This window comes from Roseateles sp. UC29_93 (genome assembly GCF_042695725.1).
Lineage (GTDB): Bacteria > Pseudomonadota > Gammaproteobacteria > Burkholderiales > Burkholderiaceae_C > Roseateles > Roseateles noduli_A.
In genome coordinates this window covers 5644873-5664619 of record NZ_CP170545.1, presented here as the reverse complement: position 1 = coordinate 5664619, position 19747 = coordinate 5644873, and the positions used below count along the sequence as shown (strand labels likewise).

General features: G+C 67.0%; 16 protein-coding genes and 3 pseudogenes. 16 read left to right on the top strand and 3 right to left on the bottom strand.

The genetic code is table 11. The annotated features are described in order from the left end of the window. Positions 1 to 43: 43 nt before the first annotated feature. From ACFJIX_RS26315 to ACFJIX_RS26305, 3 genes and pseudogenes are all read right to left on the bottom strand, one after another. Positions 44 to 619, bottom strand: coding sequence for a hypothetical protein (locus tag ACFJIX_RS26315; RefSeq protein WP_377155557.1), 576 nt, complete (start codon positions 617 to 619; stop codon positions 44 to 46). Between the two features lie 181 nt (positions 620 to 800). Further along, positions 801 to 1812 (bottom strand): annotated as a pseudogene (locus ACFJIX_RS26310) (HpcH/HpaI aldolase/citrate lyase family protein). Positions 1813 to 2002: 190 nt separating this feature from the next. After that, positions 2003 to 2989: a malate dehydrogenase gene (locus ACFJIX_RS26305; protein WP_297531473.1), complete on the bottom strand. Its 987-nt coding sequence runs from the start codon at positions 2987 to 2989 to the stop codon at positions 2003 to 2005. Positions 2990 to 3244: 255 nt separating this feature from the next. Between ACFJIX_RS26305 and ACFJIX_RS26300 the strand changes: the two genes are divergently transcribed. From ACFJIX_RS26300 to ACFJIX_RS26225, 16 genes and pseudogenes are all read left to right on the top strand, one after another. After that, positions 3245 to 4027 (top strand): GntR family transcriptional regulator, encoded by a 783-nt coding sequence (locus ACFJIX_RS26300; RefSeq protein ID WP_377155555.1) that lies wholly within the window; start codon positions 3245 to 3247, stop codon positions 4025 to 4027. A gap of 126 nt (positions 4028 to 4153) precedes the next feature. Then, entirely contained in the window at positions 4154 to 4594 is a 441-nt protein-coding gene (gene sdhC / locus ACFJIX_RS26295; RefSeq protein WP_377155553.1) for a succinate dehydrogenase, cytochrome b556 subunit, read from the top strand. 75 nt (positions 4595 to 4669) lie between these two features. After that, positions 4670 to 5032 (top strand): succinate dehydrogenase, hydrophobic membrane anchor protein, encoded by a 363-nt coding sequence (gene sdhD, locus ACFJIX_RS26290; RefSeq protein ID WP_377155551.1) that lies wholly within the window; start codon positions 4670 to 4672, stop codon positions 5030 to 5032. Positions 5033 to 5035: 3 nt separating this feature from the next. After that, entirely contained in the window at positions 5036 to 6844 is a 1809-nt protein-coding gene (gene sdhA, locus ACFJIX_RS26285; protein ID WP_377155550.1) for a succinate dehydrogenase flavoprotein subunit, read from the top strand. Positions 6845 to 6866: 22 nt separating this feature from the next. After that, positions 6867 to 7570, top strand: a pseudogene (locus tag ACFJIX_RS26280) (succinate dehydrogenase iron-sulfur subunit). A 28-nt stretch (positions 7571 to 7598) separates the two neighbouring features. Further along, complete coding sequence (locus ACFJIX_RS26275; RefSeq protein ID WP_377155548.1) at positions 7599 to 7880, top strand: succinate dehydrogenase assembly factor 2; 282 nt, start codon at positions 7599 to 7601, stop codon at positions 7878 to 7880. A gap of 30 nt (positions 7881 to 7910) precedes the next feature. Further along, positions 7911 to 9222: pseudogene (gltA, locus tag ACFJIX_RS26270) on the top strand (citrate synthase). Positions 9223 to 9431: 209 nt separating this feature from the next. Beyond that, positions 9432 to 10448: a LacI family DNA-binding transcriptional regulator gene (locus ACFJIX_RS26265; RefSeq protein ID WP_377155547.1), complete on the top strand. Its 1017-nt coding sequence runs from the start codon at positions 9432 to 9434 to the stop codon at positions 10446 to 10448. Further along, positions 10445 to 11446: a ribokinase gene (locus ACFJIX_RS26260; RefSeq protein ID WP_377155546.1), complete on the top strand. Its 1002-nt coding sequence runs from the start codon at positions 10445 to 10447 to the stop codon at positions 11444 to 11446. The genes ACFJIX_RS26265 and ACFJIX_RS26260 overlap by 4 nt, the downstream gene beginning before the upstream one ends. Next, complete coding sequence (locus ACFJIX_RS26255) at positions 11443 to 12447, top strand: nucleoside hydrolase (protein ID WP_377161983.1); 1005 nt, start codon at positions 11443 to 11445, stop codon at positions 12445 to 12447. The genes ACFJIX_RS26260 and ACFJIX_RS26255 overlap by 4 nt, the downstream gene beginning before the upstream one ends. Positions 12448 to 12465: 18 nt before the next feature. Further along, the gene (locus ACFJIX_RS26250; RefSeq protein WP_377155544.1) at positions 12466 to 13788 is read left to right on the top strand and encodes a TRZ/ATZ family hydrolase; all 1323 of its coding nucleotides are present in this window, start codon (positions 12466 to 12468) and stop codon (positions 13786 to 13788) included. Positions 13789 to 13897: 109 nt separating this feature from the next. Further along, positions 13898 to 15046: an ABC transporter substrate-binding protein gene (locus tag ACFJIX_RS26245; protein WP_377155543.1), complete on the top strand. Its 1149-nt coding sequence runs from the start codon at positions 13898 to 13900 to the stop codon at positions 15044 to 15046. Between the two features lie 351 nt (positions 15047 to 15397). After that, positions 15398 to 15667 (top strand): hypothetical protein, encoded by a 270-nt coding sequence (locus tag ACFJIX_RS26240; RefSeq protein WP_377155542.1) that lies wholly within the window; start codon positions 15398 to 15400, stop codon positions 15665 to 15667. Positions 15668 to 15783: 116 nt separating this feature from the next. Further along, positions 15784 to 16452: a response regulator transcription factor gene (locus tag ACFJIX_RS26235; protein WP_067273685.1), complete on the top strand. Its 669-nt coding sequence runs from the start codon at positions 15784 to 15786 to the stop codon at positions 16450 to 16452. Further along, positions 16445 to 18544, top strand: a complete 2100-nt coding sequence (locus ACFJIX_RS26230) for a sensor histidine kinase (protein ID WP_377155541.1) — start codon at positions 16445 to 16447, stop codon at positions 18542 to 18544. The genes ACFJIX_RS26235 and ACFJIX_RS26230 overlap by 8 nt, the downstream gene beginning before the upstream one ends. A gap of 196 nt (positions 18545 to 18740) precedes the next feature. Continuing rightward, positions 18741 to 19679: a hypothetical protein gene (locus tag ACFJIX_RS26225; RefSeq protein ID WP_377155540.1), complete on the top strand. Its 939-nt coding sequence runs from the start codon at positions 18741 to 18743 to the stop codon at positions 19677 to 19679. Positions 19680 to 19747 lie beyond the last annotated feature (68 nt).

Below are 19747 nucleotides of genomic sequence, written 5' to 3'. Positions count from 1 at the left end.
AAGCCGCCTCGAGAGGCGGCTTCGTCCAGCGGGCGCGAAGGCTTTACTGCGCGCTCGGTGTGATGCCCAGGCCGCCACCGGCGGGAGCCGAAGCGGAACGCGCGGCTTCGATCGCGGCGCGTTGTTCCGGGTGGACGCACTCGTCGACCAGGCGCTGACCGGCCTTCACGTCCAGCAGCATCGACTTGTTGGCGATCTGGACCATCAGCGTGCGGCCGGTGACGTCTTCCAGGCGCAGGGCGCCGGTGGTCGACAGCACGGGCTTCATCACGAAGGTGTCCTTCTTGAAGGCCACGTTGATGTAGCCCACGTCCTTGGCGTTCGGCTCGATGGTGATCGACTGCTTGAACTCGCACTCGTACAGGCCCAGGTAGGCGCGCTTGGCGGCGGCCAGCTGTTCCTCGTTCGCTTCCGGCAGCGGAGGCGGCGGGGTGGGCGTCTTGGCGGCCGGCTTCTTGGCGGCGGTCTTCGCCGGTGCGGGCTTGGCGGCCGCGGGCTTGGCCGGCGCCGCGGGCTTGGCGGTGCCGGTGTTGGCGGCGGGCTGGGCGGCGGCGATGCCGGTGGTCAGCGTCAGCGCGGCGGCAGCGGCGCCGGAAAGGAGGAGGGCGGTCAGTCGCATGGGGAGGACGTGAAAGTTGGACCTGAGGGACCTTGGATCACCAGCCGAAGCAACGGCCGGAAAAACGAAACGCCGGAGCTCGGCGATGCGCGATTGTGACTGCGCGCGCGTCCCCTGAAGCGGGGATTTAATGTGTCAAACCGTTGATCGTTGCTAGGGTCTTCACGGGGTGTTCGTGCCGTCACAGGGGCGATGGATGCGGCGCAAACCACGCTTGCTCGACCTCTGTCGGCAGGCTCTGCCCGGTGCCGTGCGCGCGCTGCAGCAGATGCCAGAACAGACGGTAACTGGCGCGGTCATGGAGCATGTCGCGGTGTTGGATCGGCGCCCATTGCGCGGCTTGCGCGGCCTGCAGGATGTCGATGGCTTCGTCGATCTCCGCGACGCTGGGCGCGAAGGCGTCGATGATCGGCTGGATCTGGTTCGGATGGATGCTCCACATCCGCGTGTAGCCGAACTCGCGCGCGGGCGCGCTCGGCGGCGGACTGGATCGCGCGTTCGCTCTTGAACTCGGTGACGACGCAGTGCGACGGCGTCTTGCCGTAGCTGTGCGCGGCGGCGGAGATCGCCAGCTTCGCGCGTTGCACCAGCGGGTGCGTGAACTGGCCCTCGACCGTCAGCGCCGAGCGCGGGATAGCGCCGCGATGCGCGGACACGAAATCCATCAGGCCGAACGAGAGCGATTCGATGCGCGGATGCGCGGCGATCGCCATCACGTCGCGCAGCGCGCCGTGCGTCTCGATCAGCGTGTGCAGCGGCAGCGGCTTCCTGATCGCGTGGCGCTTCAGGCAGTCGTCGATGAAGGCGATCGCGCGGCTCAGATCCTCGATGCCTTCAGGCTTCGGGATCATCAGGAAGGCGAGCTTCTCGCCGCCGCCGGCGATCACCGCCTCGACATCGGCCTCGAAGGCCGGATGCCTGAACGGATGCACCCGCACGCCGACGCGTCCATGGGCGTTCAGCGAGCCGTTCAGCAGGTGCAGCACCAGCAGCATGTGCTCGGCCTCGCCGCCGACGGGCGCGCCGTCCTCGCAATCGAGCGTGATGTCGAAGACCGGCCCCATGCGCACCTGCAGTTCGAGGCTCTTGAGCATGCGCGCCTCGACGCCGCAGTAGTGATCGACGACCGGCAGCACGACGGGCGCCTGGCCTTCTTCGAACAGGGCCTGGGCAGGGGTGAGGAGGGTGCTCATGCGATGAGGAGGGGCGATGAGGAGGTCTGGAAAGAAGAAGGGCCGGCCTTCTTGCGAAGGTCGGCCCAACGATACTGCCTTCAGCGACGGACCGGCGAAGCCTGGTCCCTATCAAGCAGGGCACGAGGATCTGGCTTTGCCAGGCCTCGGAGCCGCCCCTTGAGGGGACGCCGAAGGCGGTAGGGGTGGTTTACAGAAGGTGCTTCACGCCGTTTTGTTCTTCCAGCAGTTCGTCCAGCGTCTTCTTGATCGCGCCTTGCGAGAACTCGTCGATCTCCAGGCCTTCGACGATCTTGTACTCGCCGTTCTCGACCGTCACCGGGTAGCCGAACATGACGTCCTTCGGGATGCCGTATTCGCCGTTGGACGGCACGCCCATCGTGACCCACTTGCCGTTGGTGCCCAGGGCCCAGTCGCGCATGTGGTCGATGGCGGCGTTGGCGGCCGAGGCGGCCGACGACAGGCCGCGGGCGGCGATGATCGCGGCGCCGCGCTTGCCGACGGTCGGCAGGAAGGTCGTGCGGTTCCACTCTTCATCGTTGATCAGGGCCTTGACCGACTGGCCGTCGATCGTGGCGAAGCGGTAGTCCGCGTACATCGTCGGCGAGTGGTTGCCCCACACGGCCAGCTTCTCGATGCCGGCGACCGGCTTGCCGGTCTTGGCGGCGATCTGCGAGGCGGCGCGGTTGTGGTCCAGGCGCAGCATGGCGGTGAAGTTCTTGGCCGGCAGGTCCGGGGCCGACTTCATCGCGATGTAGGCGTTGGTGTTGGCCGGGTTGCCGACCACCAGCACCTTGACGTTGCGCGAGGCCACGGCGTTCAGGGCCTTGCCCTGCGCGGTGAAGATGGCGCCGTTGATCGACAGCAGTTCCGAGCGTTCCATGCCCGGGCCGCGCGGACGCGAGCCGACCAGCAGCGCGTAGTCGGTGTCCTTGAAGGCGGTCATCGGGTCGCTGTGGGCCTCGATGCCGGCCAGCAGCGGGAAGGCGCAGTCTTCCAGCTCCATGATCACGCCCTTGAGCGCGTTCTGGGCCTTCTCGTCGGGGATCTCCAGCAGTTGCAGGATGACGGGCTGGTCCTTGCCCAGCATCTCGCCGGAAGCGATGCGGAACAGCAGGGCATAGCCGATCTGGCCGGCGGCGCCGGTGACGGCGACGCGAACGGGTTTCTTGCTCATCAGGGTCTCCGAGAAGTGCGAGTGAATGATGCGTGAGGCGCAGTCCGCGCCAGCGGCGGCAAGTGTAGGACAGCGCGGCCCCGGCACGGATCGCGAAAGGGTCTTCTTCGCCCACCGGTCTGGGGAGTTGCCCCCAAAAGTAGCGCACGACCATTGCGCGGAACTGACACTCTTCTGTCTTATATAAGACTAATCCGGTCGGACTCCCTCCGGAGGGTGGACGCTGCATTCGGGTTTGTGCTCGAATCGCGCCCCATGTCGCCCCCCGCCGCACCGGTCCACCCCGTGACGCCGCTCAATGAGCTGGCGCGCGCGGAAGCCGCGCCGTCGTTCAGTCCGCTGTATCGCCAGATCAAGGGGTTGATCCTGAAGGGGCTGCAGGCCGGCGAATGGAAGGCGGGGGAGACCATCCCCAGCGAGATGGACCTGGCGGCCCGCTTCGGGGTGAGCCAGGGCACCGTGCGCAAGGCCGTCGACGAACTGGCCGCCGACAACCTGCTGGTCCGCAAGCAGGGCAAGGGCACCTTCGTCGCCACCCATGCGGAACAGCAGCAGCAATACCGCTTCCTGCGCCTGACGCCCGACGCCGACGAGGCCTCGTCGCTCGGCCGCCAGCTGCTGGACTGCAAACGCCAGCGCGCACCGGCCTTCATCGCCAAGCTGATGCAGCTGCGCGCCGGCGATCCCGTGATCGAGATCCGCCGCCTGCTGCACAGCGGCGGCCATCCGGTCGTGCTCGACGACATCTGGTTGCCCGGCACGCTGTTCAAGGGGTTGACGACCGAGCGGCTGCTCGAGCATCGCGGCCCGTTCTACAGCCTGCTCGAAACCGAATTCAACGTGCCCATGATCCGGGCGCAGGAAAAGATCCGTGCGGTCGCGGCGGAGGACGATGCCGCCGCGCTGCTGCAGGTGACGCCCGGCAGTCCGCTGCTGAGCGTGGAGCGGCTCTCCTTCACCTACGGCGACAAGCCGGTGGAGTTGCGCCGCGGTCTCTACAACACTTCCCACCACTTTTATCGCAACAGCCTGAACTGATGCTTTCGCGTTGCGGCGCTGACGTTTTCATGGCAACGCCGGAAGACGACATGCGCCCAGGACACCCTTGAGGGGTGTTGCGTTGCCATAAAATCTTCGGGTTTCACATTGATTACAAGGTCGGACATGACGGACGCCACCCAAGCCACCAAGAAGAATCGACCGGTCTACACCAACATCCATGTCACGCAGATCGTGGCGTACCGCTTGCCGCCGGCCGGCATCGTCTCGATCCTGCATCGCATCAGCGGCCTGCTGATGTTCTTCCTGCTCCCGTTCGTGATCTGGATGTTCGACACCAGCCTCACGTCGGAGATCTCGTACGAGACCTTCACCGCGGCCTTCGTGTCCGGCATCGGCTTCCTGCCGGGCTGGTTCATCAAGCTCGTGACGCTGGGCCTGATCTGGGGCTACCTGCACCACTTCATCGCCGGCGTCCGCCACCTGTGGATGGACGCGACGCACAGCGTGAGCAAGCAGCAAGGGCACGTCAGCGCCGTCGCGACGCTGGTGCTGAGCGTCGTGCTGACGCTGGCGCTCGGCGCGAAGCTGTTCGGCCTGTACTGATCAGGCCGCGACCGGGCGGCGCGGGCCGTGCGGTCGGACTGAATTCCGACGATTGACCCAAGAGGCAAATCAACAATGACCACCTACGGAACCAAGCGCATCGTCACCGGTGCGCACTACGGTCTGCGCGACTGGATGATCCAGCGCGCCACCGCGCTGCTCATGGCGCTGTTCACGATCGTGCTGCTGGCGCAAGTGCTGTTCACCAGCCAGACCATCGGCTACGACCTGTGGGCCGGCATCTTCAGCAAGCAATGGATGAAGTTCCTGACCTTCGCGCTGATCGTGTCCCTGGCGTATCACGCCTGGGTCGGCGTGCGCGACATCTGGATGGATTACGTGAAACCGGTGGGCGTGCGGCTGTTCCTGCACACGTTCACGCTGGTGTGGTTGACGGGTTGCGCGGGTTGGGCGATCCAAGTGCTCTGGAGGCTGTAAGAAATGCAAATCGGAACCTCGCTGCCCAAGCGCAAATTCGATGTGGTGATCGTCGGTGCCGGCGGCTCCGGCATGCGCGCGTCGCTGCAACTGTCGCTGGCCGGCCTGAACGTGGCCGTCCTGTCCAAGGTTTTTCCCACCCGCTCGCACACCGTGGCCGCCCAGGGCGGCATCGGCGCCAGCCTGGGGAACATGTCCGAGGACAACTGGCATTACCACTTCTACGACACCGTGAAGGGCTCGGACTGGCTGGGTGACCAGGACGCCATCGAGTTCATGTGCCGTGAAGCGCCCAAGGTCGTCTACGAGCTCGAACACTTCGGCATGCCGTTCGACCGCAACCCGGACGGCACGATCTATCAGCGCCCGTTCGGCGGCCACACCGCCAACTACGGCGAGAAGCCGGTCCAGCGCGCCTGCGCCGCGGCCGACCGCACCGGCCACGCGCTGCTGCACACGCTGTACCAGCAGAACGTCAAGGCCCGCACCAACTTCTTCGTCGAGTGGATGGCGCTGGACCTGATCCGCGACGCCGATGGCGACTGCGTCGGCGTGACCGCGCTGGAGATGGAGACGGGCGAGATCCACATCCTCGAAGCGAAGACCGTGCTGCTGGCCACCGGCGGTGCCGGCCGCATCTTCGCCGCGTCGACCAACGCCTTCATCAACACCGGCGACGGCCTGGGCATGGCGGCGCGTGCCGACATCCCGCTGCAGGACATGGAGTTCTGGCAGTTCCACCCGACCGGCGTGGCCGGCGCGGGCGTGCTGCTGACCGAAGGCTGCCGCGGCGAGGGCGCGATCCTGCGCAACGCCAACGGCGAGCGCTTCATGGAGCGCTACGCCCCGACGCTGAAGGACCTGGCGCCGCGCGACTTCGTCTCGCGCTGCATGGACCAGGAGATCAAGGAAGGTCGCGGCTGCGGTCCCAACAAGGACTACGTCGTGCTGGACATGACCCACCTGGGCGGCGACACCATCGCCAAGCGCCTGCCGTCGGTGCTGGAGATCGGCCACAACTTCGCCAACGTCGACATCACGAAGGAACCGATCCCCGTCGTGCCGACCATCCATTACCAGATGGGCGGCATCCCGACCAACGTCCACGGCCAGGTCGTCGCCCCCAAGGGCGACAACTACAAGGACATCGTCAACGGCCTGTACGCGGTGGGCGAATGCTCCTGCGTGTCGGTGCACGGCGCCAACCGCCTGGGCACCAACTCGCTGCTGGACCTGCTGGTCTTCGGTCGCGCCGCGGGCAATCACATCGTGGACGCGGTCAAGAACGGCGGCAAGTCGCACAAGCCGCTGCCCAAGGACGCCGCCGACCAGACGCTGGCGCGCCTGAACCGTCTGGAGTCCAACACCGGCGGCGAATACGCGCAGGGCGTCGCCGACGATCTGCGCGCCGCGATGCAGTCGCATGCCGGCGTGTTCCGCACCAGCAAGCTGCTCGACGAGGGCGTCACCGCCATCGCCGCGATCCGCGAGCGGGTCAAGAACATCACGCTGCAGGACAAGTCCAAGGTCTTCAACACCGCGCGTGTCGAGGCCCTGGAAGTGGACAACCTGATCGAGGCCGCGCAGGCGACGATCGTGTCCGCCGCCGCGCGCAAGGAATGCCGCGGCGCCCACACGGTGAACGACTTCGAGCGCGGCGCGGACGATGCGGAATTCCCGTTGGGCCGCAACGACAAGGAGTGGATGAAGCACACGCTGTGGCACTCCAAGTCCAACAGCCTGACCTACAAGCCGGTGAATCTGCAACCGCTGACCGTCGATAGCGTCCCCCCGAAGGTCCGTACTTTCTGACCGGCCGCAGGAGCACTCAAACATGATCAAGCGCACCTTCAAGATCTACCGCTACGACCCGGACAAGGACGCCAAGCCGTACATGCAGACCATCGAGCTGGAGCTCGCCGGCAACGAACGCATGCTGCTGGACGCCCTGCTCAAGCTCAAGGCGGTGGATCCCTCGCTGTCGTTCCGCCGCTCGTGCCGCGAAGGCGTCTGCGGCTCCGACGCGATGAACATCAACGGCAAGAACGGTCTGGCCTGCCTGACCAACCTGCGTTCGCTGCCGGACGTCATCATCCTCAAGCCGCTGCCGGGCCTGCCCGTGGTCCGCGACCTGATCGTGGACATGACGCAGTTCTTCAAGCAGTACAACTCGATCCGTCCGTTCCTGGTGAACGAGGAAGCGCCGCCCGAGAAGGAGCGCCTGCAGTCCCCGAGGAGCGCGACGAGCTCAACGGCCTGTACGAGTGCATCCTGTGCGCGAGCTGCTCGACGAGCTGCCCCAGCTTCTGGTGGAACCCCGACAAGTTCGTCGGTCCCGCCGGTCTGCTGCAGGCCTACCGCTTCATCGCCGACAGCCGCGACCAGGCCACCGCGGAGCGCCTCGACAACCTCGAGGACCCGTACCGCCTGTTCCGCTGCCACACCATCATGAACTGCGTCGACGTCTGCCCGAAGGGTCTCAACCCGACGAAGGCGATCGGCAAGATCAAGGAACTGATGGTGCGCCGCACCGTCTGAGCCTGCTCGCGCGAACCTACGCACACGCATGAACGCCGCCGACACCAACACCCTCATCGATGAGAGGGATCTCTCCAAGCTCAAGTGGCGCTGCCGCCGCGGGCTGTTGGAGAATGATCTTTTCATCGAGCGGTTCTTCCGGCGGCACGAAGGCGCGTTGACCGAATTCCACGCGGAAGGCCTGCGCCAGCTGATGGACCTGTCGGACAACGACCTGCTCGATCTGATGCTGGCCCGCAAGGAACCGGCCGACGAGCTGGACCGGCCCGACGTTCATGCCGTGCTCGCGATGCTGCGGACTCCTCAGTAACCAGAACCCCCGAAGTCATAAGGAATGCCCATGACCCCGTCTGACGTCAAAGCCACCCTGTCGTTCTCCGATGGCAGCCCGCAAATGGATCTGCCCCTGTACAAGGGCACCATCGGTCCGGATGTGATCGACATCCGCAAGCTTTACGCGCAGACCGGCAAGTTCACGTACGACCCGGGCTTCCTGTCGACGGCGTCGTGCAACTCCACGATCACCTACATCGACGGCGACAAGGGCGAGCTGCTGTACCGCGGCTACCCGATCGAGCAGCTGGCGACCAACTGCGACTACCTCGAGACCTGCTACCTGCTGCTGTACGGAGAGCTGCCCAGCCCGTCGCAGAAGGAAGAGTTCGTCAACCGCGTGACCAACCACACGATGGTCAACGAGCAGATGCAGTTCTTCCTGCGCGGCTTCCGTCGCGACGCGCATCCGATGGCGGTCATGACCGGCCTGGTGGGCGCGCTGTCGGCCTTCTATCACGACAGCACCGACATCAATAACCCCGAGCACCGCGAGATCGCCGCGATCCGCCTGATCGCGAAGATGCCGACGCTCGTGGCGATGGCCTACAAGTACACGATCGGCCAGCCGTACATCTATCCGAAGAACGACCTCTCGTACGCCGGCAACTTCATGCGCATGATGTTCGCCACGCCGTGCGAGGAGTACAAGCCCAACGACGTGCTGGTCCGCGCGATGGACCGCATCTTCACGCTGCATGCGGACCACGAGCAGAACGCCTCGACCTCGACGGTGCGCCTGTGCGGCTCGTCGGGCACCAACCCGTTCGCGGCGATCGCCGCGGGCGTGGCCTGCCTGTGGGGTCCCGCGCACGGCGGTGCCAACGAGGCCTGCCTGAACATGCTCAACGACATCCAGCAGATGGGTGGCGTGGCCAAGATCGGCGAGTTCATCAAGCAGGTCAAGGACAAGAACAGCAACGTCAAGCTGATGGGCTTCGGTCACCGGGTCTACAAGAACTACGACCCGCGCGCCAAGCTGATGCGCGAGACCTGCCACGAAGTCCTGAACGAACTGGGCCTGCACGACGACCCGCTGTTCAAGCTGGCGATGGAGCTGGAGAAGATCGCGCTGGAAGACGAATACTTCGTCGCCCGCAAGCTGTACCCGAACGTCGACTTCTACTCCGGCATCGTGCAGCGCGCCATCGGCATCCCGGTGCCGCTGTTCACGGCGATCTTCGCGCTGGCCCGCACGGTCGGCTGGATCGCCCCAGCTGAACGAGATGATCGGCGACCCCGAGTACAAGATCGGCCGTCCGCGTCAGCTCTTCGTCGGCGCCACCAAGCGCGACGTCACGCCGATCGCCCAACGCTGATCAGCAGACGCCGAGCCGGAACACCGGCTCACCCCACCAAGCCCCTGTGCCTCGGCCCAGGGGCTTTTCTTCATCTGGACCGGCATTTGAATATTTGAGGCACGGGGTTCGCCCCGGCCTGGCGCCCATTGCCCTTGGGGTATGCTCTGCAAACGTTTGCAATTGACTGAACCAGCCAGTTTGGCACGAGCAGAGGACCGGATCGACCGATGAGCACCATCAAGGATGTGGCCGCGCTGGCGGGGGTGTCCTTCACCACGGTGTCGCATGTGCTGAACAACACGCGACCGGTGAGCGCCGAAGCCCGCGCGCGCGTGCTGGCGGCGGTCGACGAGATCGGTTACCTGCCCAGCGCGGTGGCCCGCTCGCTGCGGCGCAGCGAGACCAAGATCGTCGGCGTGCTGGTACCCAACGTGCGCAACCCGTTCTTCGCGGAGCTGGTCGTCGGTGCCGAGGAGTGGTGCCGACAGGCGGGCTACTCGGTCTTCCTCTGCAACTCGGACAACGACCCCAAGCACCAGCAGGCCTACCTGCGCACGCTGCTCGAGAAGCGCATCGACGGCCTGCTGCTGAGCTCCGCCGGCGATGCCGAGACGCTGGCCAGCACCTTCCGTCATGCGAGCGTGCCCGTGGTGACCGTGGACCGCCTGGTGCCCGGCGCGCGCGCGGACCGCGTCAGCGTGAACAACCAGCTGGGCGCCTTCGAGGTCGTCCGCCATCTGCTGGAACTGGGCCATCGCCGCATCGGCTGTGTGAGCGGCCCCGCCGAATTCGAAGTGACGACTGAACGCGTCGCCGGCTGGCGCAACGCGCTGCAGCAGCGCGGCCTCGAGGCGCGCGCGGAGTGGCTGGCCGAGAGCGACTTCAGCACCGCCGGCGGCTACGAGGCCGTCAAGGCGCTACTGACCCGCCAGCCCGAGCTGACGGCCGTCTTCACCTGCAACGACCTGATGGGCATGGGCGCGCTGCGCGCCGCCGCCGAACTCGGACTGAACGTGCCGCGTCAGCTGTCGGTCGTGGGCTTCGATGCGATCGAGCTCGGCAGCTATGTCTATCCCGCGCTGACCAGCGTGGGCTGCTCGATCCGCGAGCTCGGCCGGGAGGCCGGTCGCGCGCTGATCGAGCGCATCGAGAATCCCCAGGCGCCCTTCAAGGACCTGCAACTCGTGCCGCAGGTCGTGCTGCGCGAGAGCACCGCGGCGCCGTCGTCTCCGGAGCTTTCATGACTTCAGCAAAGGCTGCGGCCACCGTGGTGGTGGTGGGCAGCGTCAACATGGACCTCGTGGCCCACGCCGTGCGCCTGCCCGCGCCGGGCGAGACCCTGATCGGCGAGGCCTTCGCCGGCACGCCCGGCGGCAAGGGCGGCAACCAGGCGGTGGCCGCGTCGCGGCTCGGCGCCGAGGTCGCGCTGATCGGCCGCGTCGGCATGCGCCAGCACGGCCAGGATCTGCTGAAGGCGCTGGAAGCGGAGCGGGTGCATGTCCAGGCGATCCGACGCGACGAGGCCGCGTGGCCCGGCGTGGCGGTGATCATGGTCGCGAGCGAGGGTGGCGAGAACGCGATCGTCGTCGTGCCCGGCAGCAATGCGGACCTCGACGCGGCCGACGTGGAGCAGGGCGGGGCGTTGCTGCGGCAGGCCAAGGTCGTCGTGGCGCAGCTGGAGGTGCCGGTGCCGGCGATCCAGCGCGCCTTCGAGATCGCCCGCGAGGCCGGCGTGATCACGGTGCTGAACGCCGCGCCCGCGCAGGACCTGCCGGCCGCGCTGCTGGGCCTGAGCGACTGGCTGATCGTCAACGAGACCGAGGCGCTGCAACTGGCCCGCGCCGTGGCGCTGCCCGGCGATGCCGACGGCATCGCCATCGCGCGCGCGACCGCCGCGCATCTGCGAACGCTGGGACCGCGCCACGTGCTCGTGACGCTGGGCGGCGCCGGCGCGTGGCTGCTCAGCGACGAGCATCCGGAGGGGCTGCATCTGCGCGCCTCCCGCGTCGATGCGGTGGACACGGTCGGTGCCGGCGACACGCTGGTGGGCGGTCTCGCGGTCGGTCTGGCCGAGGGCCTGGTGCCGGCCCGCGCGGCCGCGCTGGGGCAGTTGGCCGCGGCGCTCGCGGTCAGCCGCACCGGCGTGCAGCAGGCGATGCCGCACCGCTCCGAGCTGCCGGAATTGCCCGAGCTCGCCACGTTGACGGCGAACGGGGCACACTCCGCCGACGGCAACTCCTGACCCTGGAGCGCAGTACCCCATGGACAGCAAGATCCCCCGCTTCCGGCCGCGTCCCGGTCCTCTTCGACACCGACCCCGGCATCGACGACGCGCTCGCGCTCGCGCTGCTGGCCTGCCATCCGCGTTTCGAGCTGGTGGCCGTCACGACGGCCTTCGGCAACGGCCCCGTCGCCACGACCACGCGCAACGCGCGCGGGCTGACCGCGCTCTACCGCAAGGATGTGCCCGTCGCGGCCGGCGCCGAAGGCCCGCTGCGCGACGAACGCCGGCGCAAGGATGCCGCGCACGTGCACGGCGATGACGGACTGGGCGGCGTCGCCGACCGTCTGCCGGCGCCGACGCGGCCGCTCGATCCGCGGCCCGCACATCAGCTGATCTGCGACCTCGTCAACGAGCGGCCCGGCGAGATCACGCTGGTGGCCGTCGGTCCGTTCACGAACCTGGCGCTCGCGCTGGCGCACGATCCGGCGATCGCCGGCAAGGTCAAGCGCGTCGTCGTGATGGGCGGCGCCTTCGGCCTGAAGGGCCACGGCGGCAACGTGACGCCGGTGGCCGAAGCCAACATCCTGGCCGATCCCGAAGCCGCGGACCAGGTCTTCACCGCGGCCTGGCCGGTGACCATCGTCGGTCTGGACGTGACGCAGGAAGCGATCATGCGCGAGGCCGACCTGGCGAAGCTGCGCGGCCGCGGCGAGGGCGCGGGCGACCTGCTCTGGCAGGCCACGCGCCACTACCAGCAGTTCTACGATGCGCGCGACGGCATCGGCGGCATCTACGCGCACGATGCCAGCGCGGCGGCGATCCTGTTGGTGCCGGACGCCTTCACCCTGCGTGCCGGCCCGGTGCGCGTGGCGCTGGAAGGCATCGCCACCGGCCAGACCATCCAGGATTGGCGCGGCGAGCACGGCAGCGGCACGCCGTGGAGCGGCCATCCGGCGCAGCAGGTCTGCGTCGAGGTTGATGCGGCGCGCGTGCTGGCGCTGTTCGACGAGATCTTTTGAGCATTTGAGGAGACCCCCATGACGACCCAAGCCGTGAAGCTGCTGTTGCCCCGCTGGCTGATCACCATGACCCCGGACAGCCCGGTGCTCGAGCAGCACGCGCTGGCCATCGAAGGCGAACGCATCGCCGCCGTCCTGCCGCTTGAGGAAGCGCTCAAGCGCTACGCCGACGCCGAGCGCGTCGAGCTCCCGAACCACGTGCTGATCCCCGGCCTGATCAACGCCCACACGCATTCGGCGATGTCGCTGTTGCGCGGCGTCGCGGACGACCTCGCGCTGATGGACTGGCTCAACAACCACATCTGGCCGCTGGAGCGCCAGTGGGTCAGCGAGGACTGGACCTACCAGGGTTCGCTGCTGTCCGCGGCCGAGGCGCTGCGCGGCGGCGTGACCTACCTGAACGACATGTACTTCTTCCCGACCGCGATGGCCCGCGCGGCGGTGGACAGCGGCATCCGCGCCGGCGTGTCGATCAACGTGATCGACTTCCCCACCGGCTACGCCGCCAACGCGCAGGACTACATCGAGAAAGGCCTGGCCGCCTACGAGCAGTTCAAGGGCGAGAAGCTGCTGGACTGGACCAGCGCGCCGCACGCGCCGTACACGGTCTCGGACGAGACCTTCATCCAGCTGCGCGAGCTGGCGGAGAAGTACGACCTGCAGATGCACTGCCACATCCATGAGACGCAGGACGAGATCGACGGCAGCATCAAGCAGTACGGCGAGCGCCCGCTGGCGCGCCTGAACAAGCTCGGCCTGCTGAACGCGAAGATGATTGCCGTGCACATGGTCCACCTGAGCCCCGAGGAGATCGACCTCGTCGCGAAGCAGGGCGTGCACCTGGTCCACAACCCGAGCTCCAACCTCAAGCTGGCCTCGGGCGTGGCGCCGGTGAAGGCCCTGGAGGCGGCCGGCGTCAACACCATCCTCGGGACCGACGGCGCGGCCTCCAACAACCGCCAGGACATGTTCAGCGAGATCCGCGCCGCGGCGCTGCTCGCCAAGGGCGTGACCGGCGATCCGCTGACGGTCTCCGCGCGCACCGCGCTGGAGATGGCCACGGTGCGTGCCGCCAAGGCCATGGGCCGCGCGAACGATCTGGGCACGCTGGAAGCCGGCAAGCTGGCCGACGTGGTGGCCGTGGCGCTGGACTCGATCGAATGCCAGCCGGTCTATCACGCCGACGCGCAACTCGTTTATGTGGCGGGGCGTGAACATGTCACGGACGTCTGGGTGGGCGGCCGTCAGGTGCTGTCGAATCGCAACGTTCTGACCTTCGACACGCAGGCTTTGCTGGGGCGGGTCACGGACATCGTGGCTAAGATGCGCGCGGGGCGCTGATCCCCCCTGAACGTGGGGGTCGCGGCGCCGAGGGGCCGGCGGCGAACTGACCGTCGGCGTGCTGGAGACACAAGCCGGCCGCCACCGCGAGCCGGCGGGACAGACCACCATGAGCAAGCCTACACGGAACCGGCCCCTGAGCCGGTTCGCCGCCTCCATCGCCACCGCCCTGGTGGCCTTCGGCCTCAGCGCCGCGGCCCGCGCGGACATCCTGATCGGCCAGACGGCCGGCTTCACCGGCCAGGTCGCGGCCAGCGTCAAGGAACTGACGCTGGGCGCTAGGCTCTACATCGACAAGGTCAACGCCACCGGCGGCGTCAACGGTCAGAAGATCGACCTGCAGTCGCTGGACGACGGCTTCGATCCCAAGCGCGCCGCCGCCAACGCGCAGACACTCATCGACAAGGGCGCCGTCGCCCTGTTCCTGACGCGCGGCACGCCGCACACGCAGGCCGTGCTCCCGCTGCTGGAAAAGGGCCAGGTGCCGCTGATCGCGCCGTCCACCGGCGCCATGCTGCTGCACAAGCCGGTCCATCCCCTTGTCTTCAACGTGCGTTCGACCTACCAGCGCGAGGCCGAGCGTGCCGTCCAACTGCTGCTGGAGATGGGCAACACGCGCATCGCGCTGGTGCAGGTGAACGACACCTTCGGCGCGGACGGCATCGTCGGTGCGATGGCGGGCTTCAACGACCGCAAGATGAAGCCGGTGGCCCACTTCACCTATGAGCGCGAGAAGCCGGACATCGCCGGCGTCGTCAAGCAACTGATCGCCGCGGACCCGCAGGTCGTGCTGATGGTCGCCTCGCAGCAGATCACCGCCGACACGATCAATGCGCTGCGCGCGGCCGGTTCGCGCATCCTGGGTGCCACCCTGTCGAACAACGCGTCCAACGGGTTCGTCCAGCTGCTGGGCCAGAACGCCGCCGGCATCATCGTGTCGCAGGTCTTCCCGAGCGAGCGCTCGACCAACGTGCCGATGGTCCGCGAACTCGGCGACCTGGTGAAGGCGAATCCCGCCGAGTCCAACGGCCAGGTCACGCCGGCCATGATGGAAGGCTTTGCCTCCGCCAAGGTCCTGGTCGAGGCGCTCAAGCGCGCCGGCAAGGATCCCAGCCGCGCCGCCATCCAGAAGGTCCTCAACAGCATGACCCGCTTCGATCTGGGCGGCATGGAGGTGGGGTATTCGCCCACCGACCACACGGGCACGAACTACGCGGACATCGCGATCATCGATCCGCGAGGCCGCTTCCTGCGCTGAATCCAGGGGTCGAAACTTCCCTTCGCGACGGGCGCCTTCGGGCGCCCGTCCTGTTTTTCCTGACGCGCAAGCCGGCCAGACAAGTCGCCGTCGGGCGGTTTTCAGCGACTGAGTCGGTGCTCCCGCCCAGGGCCTCGATATCGGCAATGGCGGCCCGAGAATGGGTCAGACCGGCCCGCTTATTCGAAACGACCTCCTCGAACGACACGAATTCGTTGGTCGACCAATGAATTCGTCATTCGAATCGCCGGAGGCTGACATGTTTAAGTCGATAAATGCATTCATGAGTGATTAGCAAACTGATCGCAGTCGGTGACACTGCCGCCAACAGTTTGCGAATGGATTTGTGTCATGCGAAATATGTATGCGATCTCGATCGGCTTGACGCTCGCCGGCGTGGGATGCCTGGTGGCCGAGCGGACCGAGTCGTCGCCCCCCGGGCATCCCTTATTTGAACTTACTGTCATTGGTTATCTGCTGGCGATTGGTGGACTGATGCTGCTGATCGCCTGCCTGGCCGCCAGCACGGAAGGCTGGATCAAAGGCCGATGGCATCGGGTCGCGCGGCCCGTCGACAGGGAGTGGGACCAGCCGCCGCCGCGAATCCTGGACCACCACTGAATTCAGTAGTCTGGCGTTTTCGGGTTTACTTGCTTCGGTGATTGCTCGTTTCTGCTCGCTCGCGAAACTGTGCCCGCCTCTGGGCAATGGGATAACGAGTGAGAAGGAGCCAATGAATGAGTATCGCCGTCGTGATCATCGAGGACGACCCCACCGTCATGAAGAGGTTGGTGGACGTGATTTCGAACAGTAGCTTTTGCGAGGTGGTGGGCATCGCCAAGAATCGCGGAGAGGCCGTGGCGGCGATCCTCGCCAACCGCGCGGACCTGTACATCGTCGACCTGGGATTGCCGGACGTGGACGGTGTCGAACTGATCCGGCTGATCCAGGACAAATGCCCGGAGTCGCGCAGCGTCGTCGTCAGCACCTTCGGCGACAGCAAGCATGTGATGCGCAGCCTGCGGGCGGGGGCCAGCGGCTATCTGCTCAAGGAGGAGATCCAGCCGTCGATGGTGGACAAGCTCGTCAGCGCGCACAACGGGCAGGCCCCGCTGAGCCCGGCGGTCGCGCAGCTGGTCGTCGAGCGGATCACGATGCTCGAGAACAACGTGCGGCCGCATGTCGACCGGCAGAAGGTGCTCCGTGACCTCGGGCTGGGCGAGCGGGAATGGGAGGTCCTGCGGCATCTGGTCGATGGCCTGCCCATCGTCGAGATCGGACGCCGGCTGAGCATCTCGCATCACACCGTCAACCAGCACCTGCGCAGCGTCTACCGCAAGCTCGGTGTGAAGTCGCGGGCCATGGCGGCCAACGCCGCGCGCCTGCACGGTCTCATCGATGAGTAGTCCGAGGCGGAGCTCGCTGAAGACGGTGTTCTTCTGGCTGACCTTCTTCATCCTGGCCTTGCTGGTCGTGGCGACCAGCAGTCTGGCGACGCGGGTCTACCGCGTGGAGGGGGCCCAGGACCTGGAGATCGTCGAAGCCACTTCCGCTGCGCGCGATGCGGGTCCGGAGATCCCCCGGCTGGAGGGGCTGATCCTCGCCCACCAGGGGGGCTTCGCCCTCCCTTACTTTCACGACGTCAGCCAGTCGGCCGGATTGAAGCGGGCGAGATTCCGGATCGACCTGGACCGCTATCTCGCTCGCCCGGCGCCGTGCTGCGAGACGCCGGCTGGCACGCCTTTCCGGCAGGAGTCGCGGATCCCAGGCACCAGCCTGCTGATCAGCCAGGCCCTGGATGGCATGGACGTCTACCTCAACGGCGTCTGGGTCGCCGGCCTGCCGAAGTCGACCGCCGACGCGCGCTACAAGTGGTACCGCCCCTTGCAGGTGCCGCTGGCGCGGAGCCTCGTGCGGCCGGAAGGCAACGTGCTGACGGTCGAACTCACGACTTGGGACCGGCAGATCCACATCGCGCCGATCTACATCGGGGACCTCGACACCATCTCCTACATCGGCGAATTGACCCTGTTCGTCGGGACCTCGCTGGCCAATGCGTCCAACGTGTTCTGCCTGCTGGCGGGCATGTTCATGCTGGGCGCCTGGCTGGCGAACCGGCGGGAGGGCGCCGTGTTCCTGCATGCGGGGGCGACGACGGTGTTGTGGTCGGTGCTGTTCTCGCTGGTGCTGTTGCCGTACGTCCCGGCCGCGATGCTGCCGCTGTGGCTCTGGGCCCAGTACGCCTGCATCGGCGGCGTCGTGGTGGTGCTGACGCTGTTCATCTTCGCCTTCGTCGACGAGCCCCTGGGCCGGGGCGGGATGCTGGCCCTGTTCGGCGCGGGCGCGTTCGCGGCGCTCACCTATCCGCTGCTGGATCTGCGCGGGCGGGAATGGCTGGACACCTACTGGCTGCCCGTGCTGCTGGTGTTCCATCTCTACGCCTGCTCGCGCCTAGCGTTGCACGTGGCACGCACACGCTCGCGCACGGCCATGTCGCTGCTGTTCCAGTCCGTGCTGGCGCAGGTCTTCGCGCTGCGCGACCACAACGCGGTGCGACAGCTCGTGTCCTTCCCGATGCCTGATGCAGGCTGGTCGCTCTCCCATCTGCTGGTGACGCCGATCTTCCTGAGTCACCTGAGCGTGCCGCTGCTGCTGTTCGTCGTCGCGCAGATCCTGCTGACGAAGTTCCAGGCGAGCGTGAAGCGCGTCCGCGACAACAACCGCATCCTCACGGACACGCTGCAGCAGCGCGAACGGGAGCTGTTGATCAGCTACAACCGGCAGCGCGAGATGGAGACCGAATCCGCCGCGCAGGCCGAGCGGGACCGGATCTACCGCGACCTGCACGACGGCATCGGCTCCAAGCTGGTCACGACGCTGTTCAGCGTGCGAGACCGCGACATCGACCATGACCGTCTCGAGCGCGGGCTGATGGATGCGTTGAAGGACCTGCGCGAGATCATCTCGGTGACGGAAGTCCACGAGCAGCGGACGATCCACGACATCCTGTTCACCTACTGCAGCAACCTCGACGAATCGCTCACCCGGGCCGACTTCCAGATCGAGTACGACATTCCCGAAGGACCCGAGATCGTGCTGCTGGCTGATCTTTCCAGGCAGGTGATGCGCATCGTGGAGGAGTCCGTCGCCAACACCATCAAGTACGCCCAGGCGAGCCGGCTCTCGATCCGCATGACGGTGCAGCAGGGCGCGCGGCTGGAAGTGCTCATCGAGGACAACGGCCAGTCCGGGGCGGCCCAGCGCGACGCGCGCGCGGAGATGTCCGGCGACGAGTCGCCGCTGACCGGAGGAACCGGCCTGCACGGTCTGCGGCGCCGCGCCGAGCGCATCGGCGCGGTCTTCCATTTCGAACGCACGCCGCAAGGCGCGCGCACCTGCTTGAGCCTGCCGTTGACGATATTGCCGGCCCAGGACTCAGCAAACGAGTCGGTCGACGACTGTTCCCAGTCGGAAACCGCTGCATTGCCACTGAGCTGAGCCATCGAACGTTTGGCCGTTCCTGGAAATACTGATATCCCCGCCCGGGCATCCGGGTCTGCCGACGATTTCCATGGTCATGCAATCTTCCCGACCCTCCCGCAACGGCGTTACGGTAGCCCGGCTGCTGATTCAACCCGAACCGGCCAGTTCCCGTTTCGCACGCCAATCCATCATCGACGGATCCGTCGAACCGATGGGACAGGAACTGTGCTTCCGATGGAGCGCCGGCTCGCGCCGCGCGCCGCCGCCCAGTGCCTATGCGACCAGCCTGCTGCTCAGCCAGGCCCTGCTCGACGGCGGCCTGGCGCATCGCCGTCCCGGCTGCCTGTTCATCGACATGGACGCGGCGACCCTGCTCAGTCCGATCGGGGATGTCCTGTGCGGCTCGCTCGGCGCGATCCAACTGCCCGTGGGCATGCCCGTCCAGGAGTCGGTGACCCGCCGCATCGCGCAACTGCATGCGCGAGGCTACCGCTTCGCGCTGGCGGGCGTGGTGTCGCCGGATGATGCGCGTACCGCCTGGCTGCCGATGGTCTCGTTCGTGAAGCTCGATGTGTCGCTGGCGCCGGTGAGCGCCTGGGCGACGGTCCAGGAACTGGCGTGCCAGGCCGGTGCGACGCTGATCGCCGACCGCATGACGGAGTCCGCGGACTACCTGCGCCTCAAGGCGCTGGGCGTGCGCTACTTCCAGGGCGATCTGCTGATGGCGCCGCAGGAGGAGTCGCCGCGATCGCTGCCGAGCTGCGACCTGGACGTGCTGGGGCGCCTCTTCCGCCTGGTGCGGCATGGCGCGCCGCCTGAGGCGTTGGCGATGACGGCGGCCTCGGACCCGGCGCTGGTGATCCGGCTGCTGATGCTCCACCGCCTGCATGCCGGCCGGGCGCGACCGCCGGAGACCCTCGCCGAGACCTTGGCGGGAGTGCCGGAGCCGGTGCTGATCGGCTGGCTGCACGTGCTGCGCAGCAGCACCTTCGACCTGACGCCGAGCACCCAGAGCTGGTCGCACGCGGTTCGCGAGCAGATCCACAACTATCGCGCGCGGCTGATCGGCGCACGCATCTGCTGCAGTCCGGCCGAACTGGAGGCGAAGGTCTTCGATCTCTATCGGCGGCTTTGTGCCCGCGATGTGTGACGGGCAGGATGCTGAAAAAGCGAAGCCCCGCATTGGCGGGGCTTCGCTGTGTTCGGATGACGAGTTCA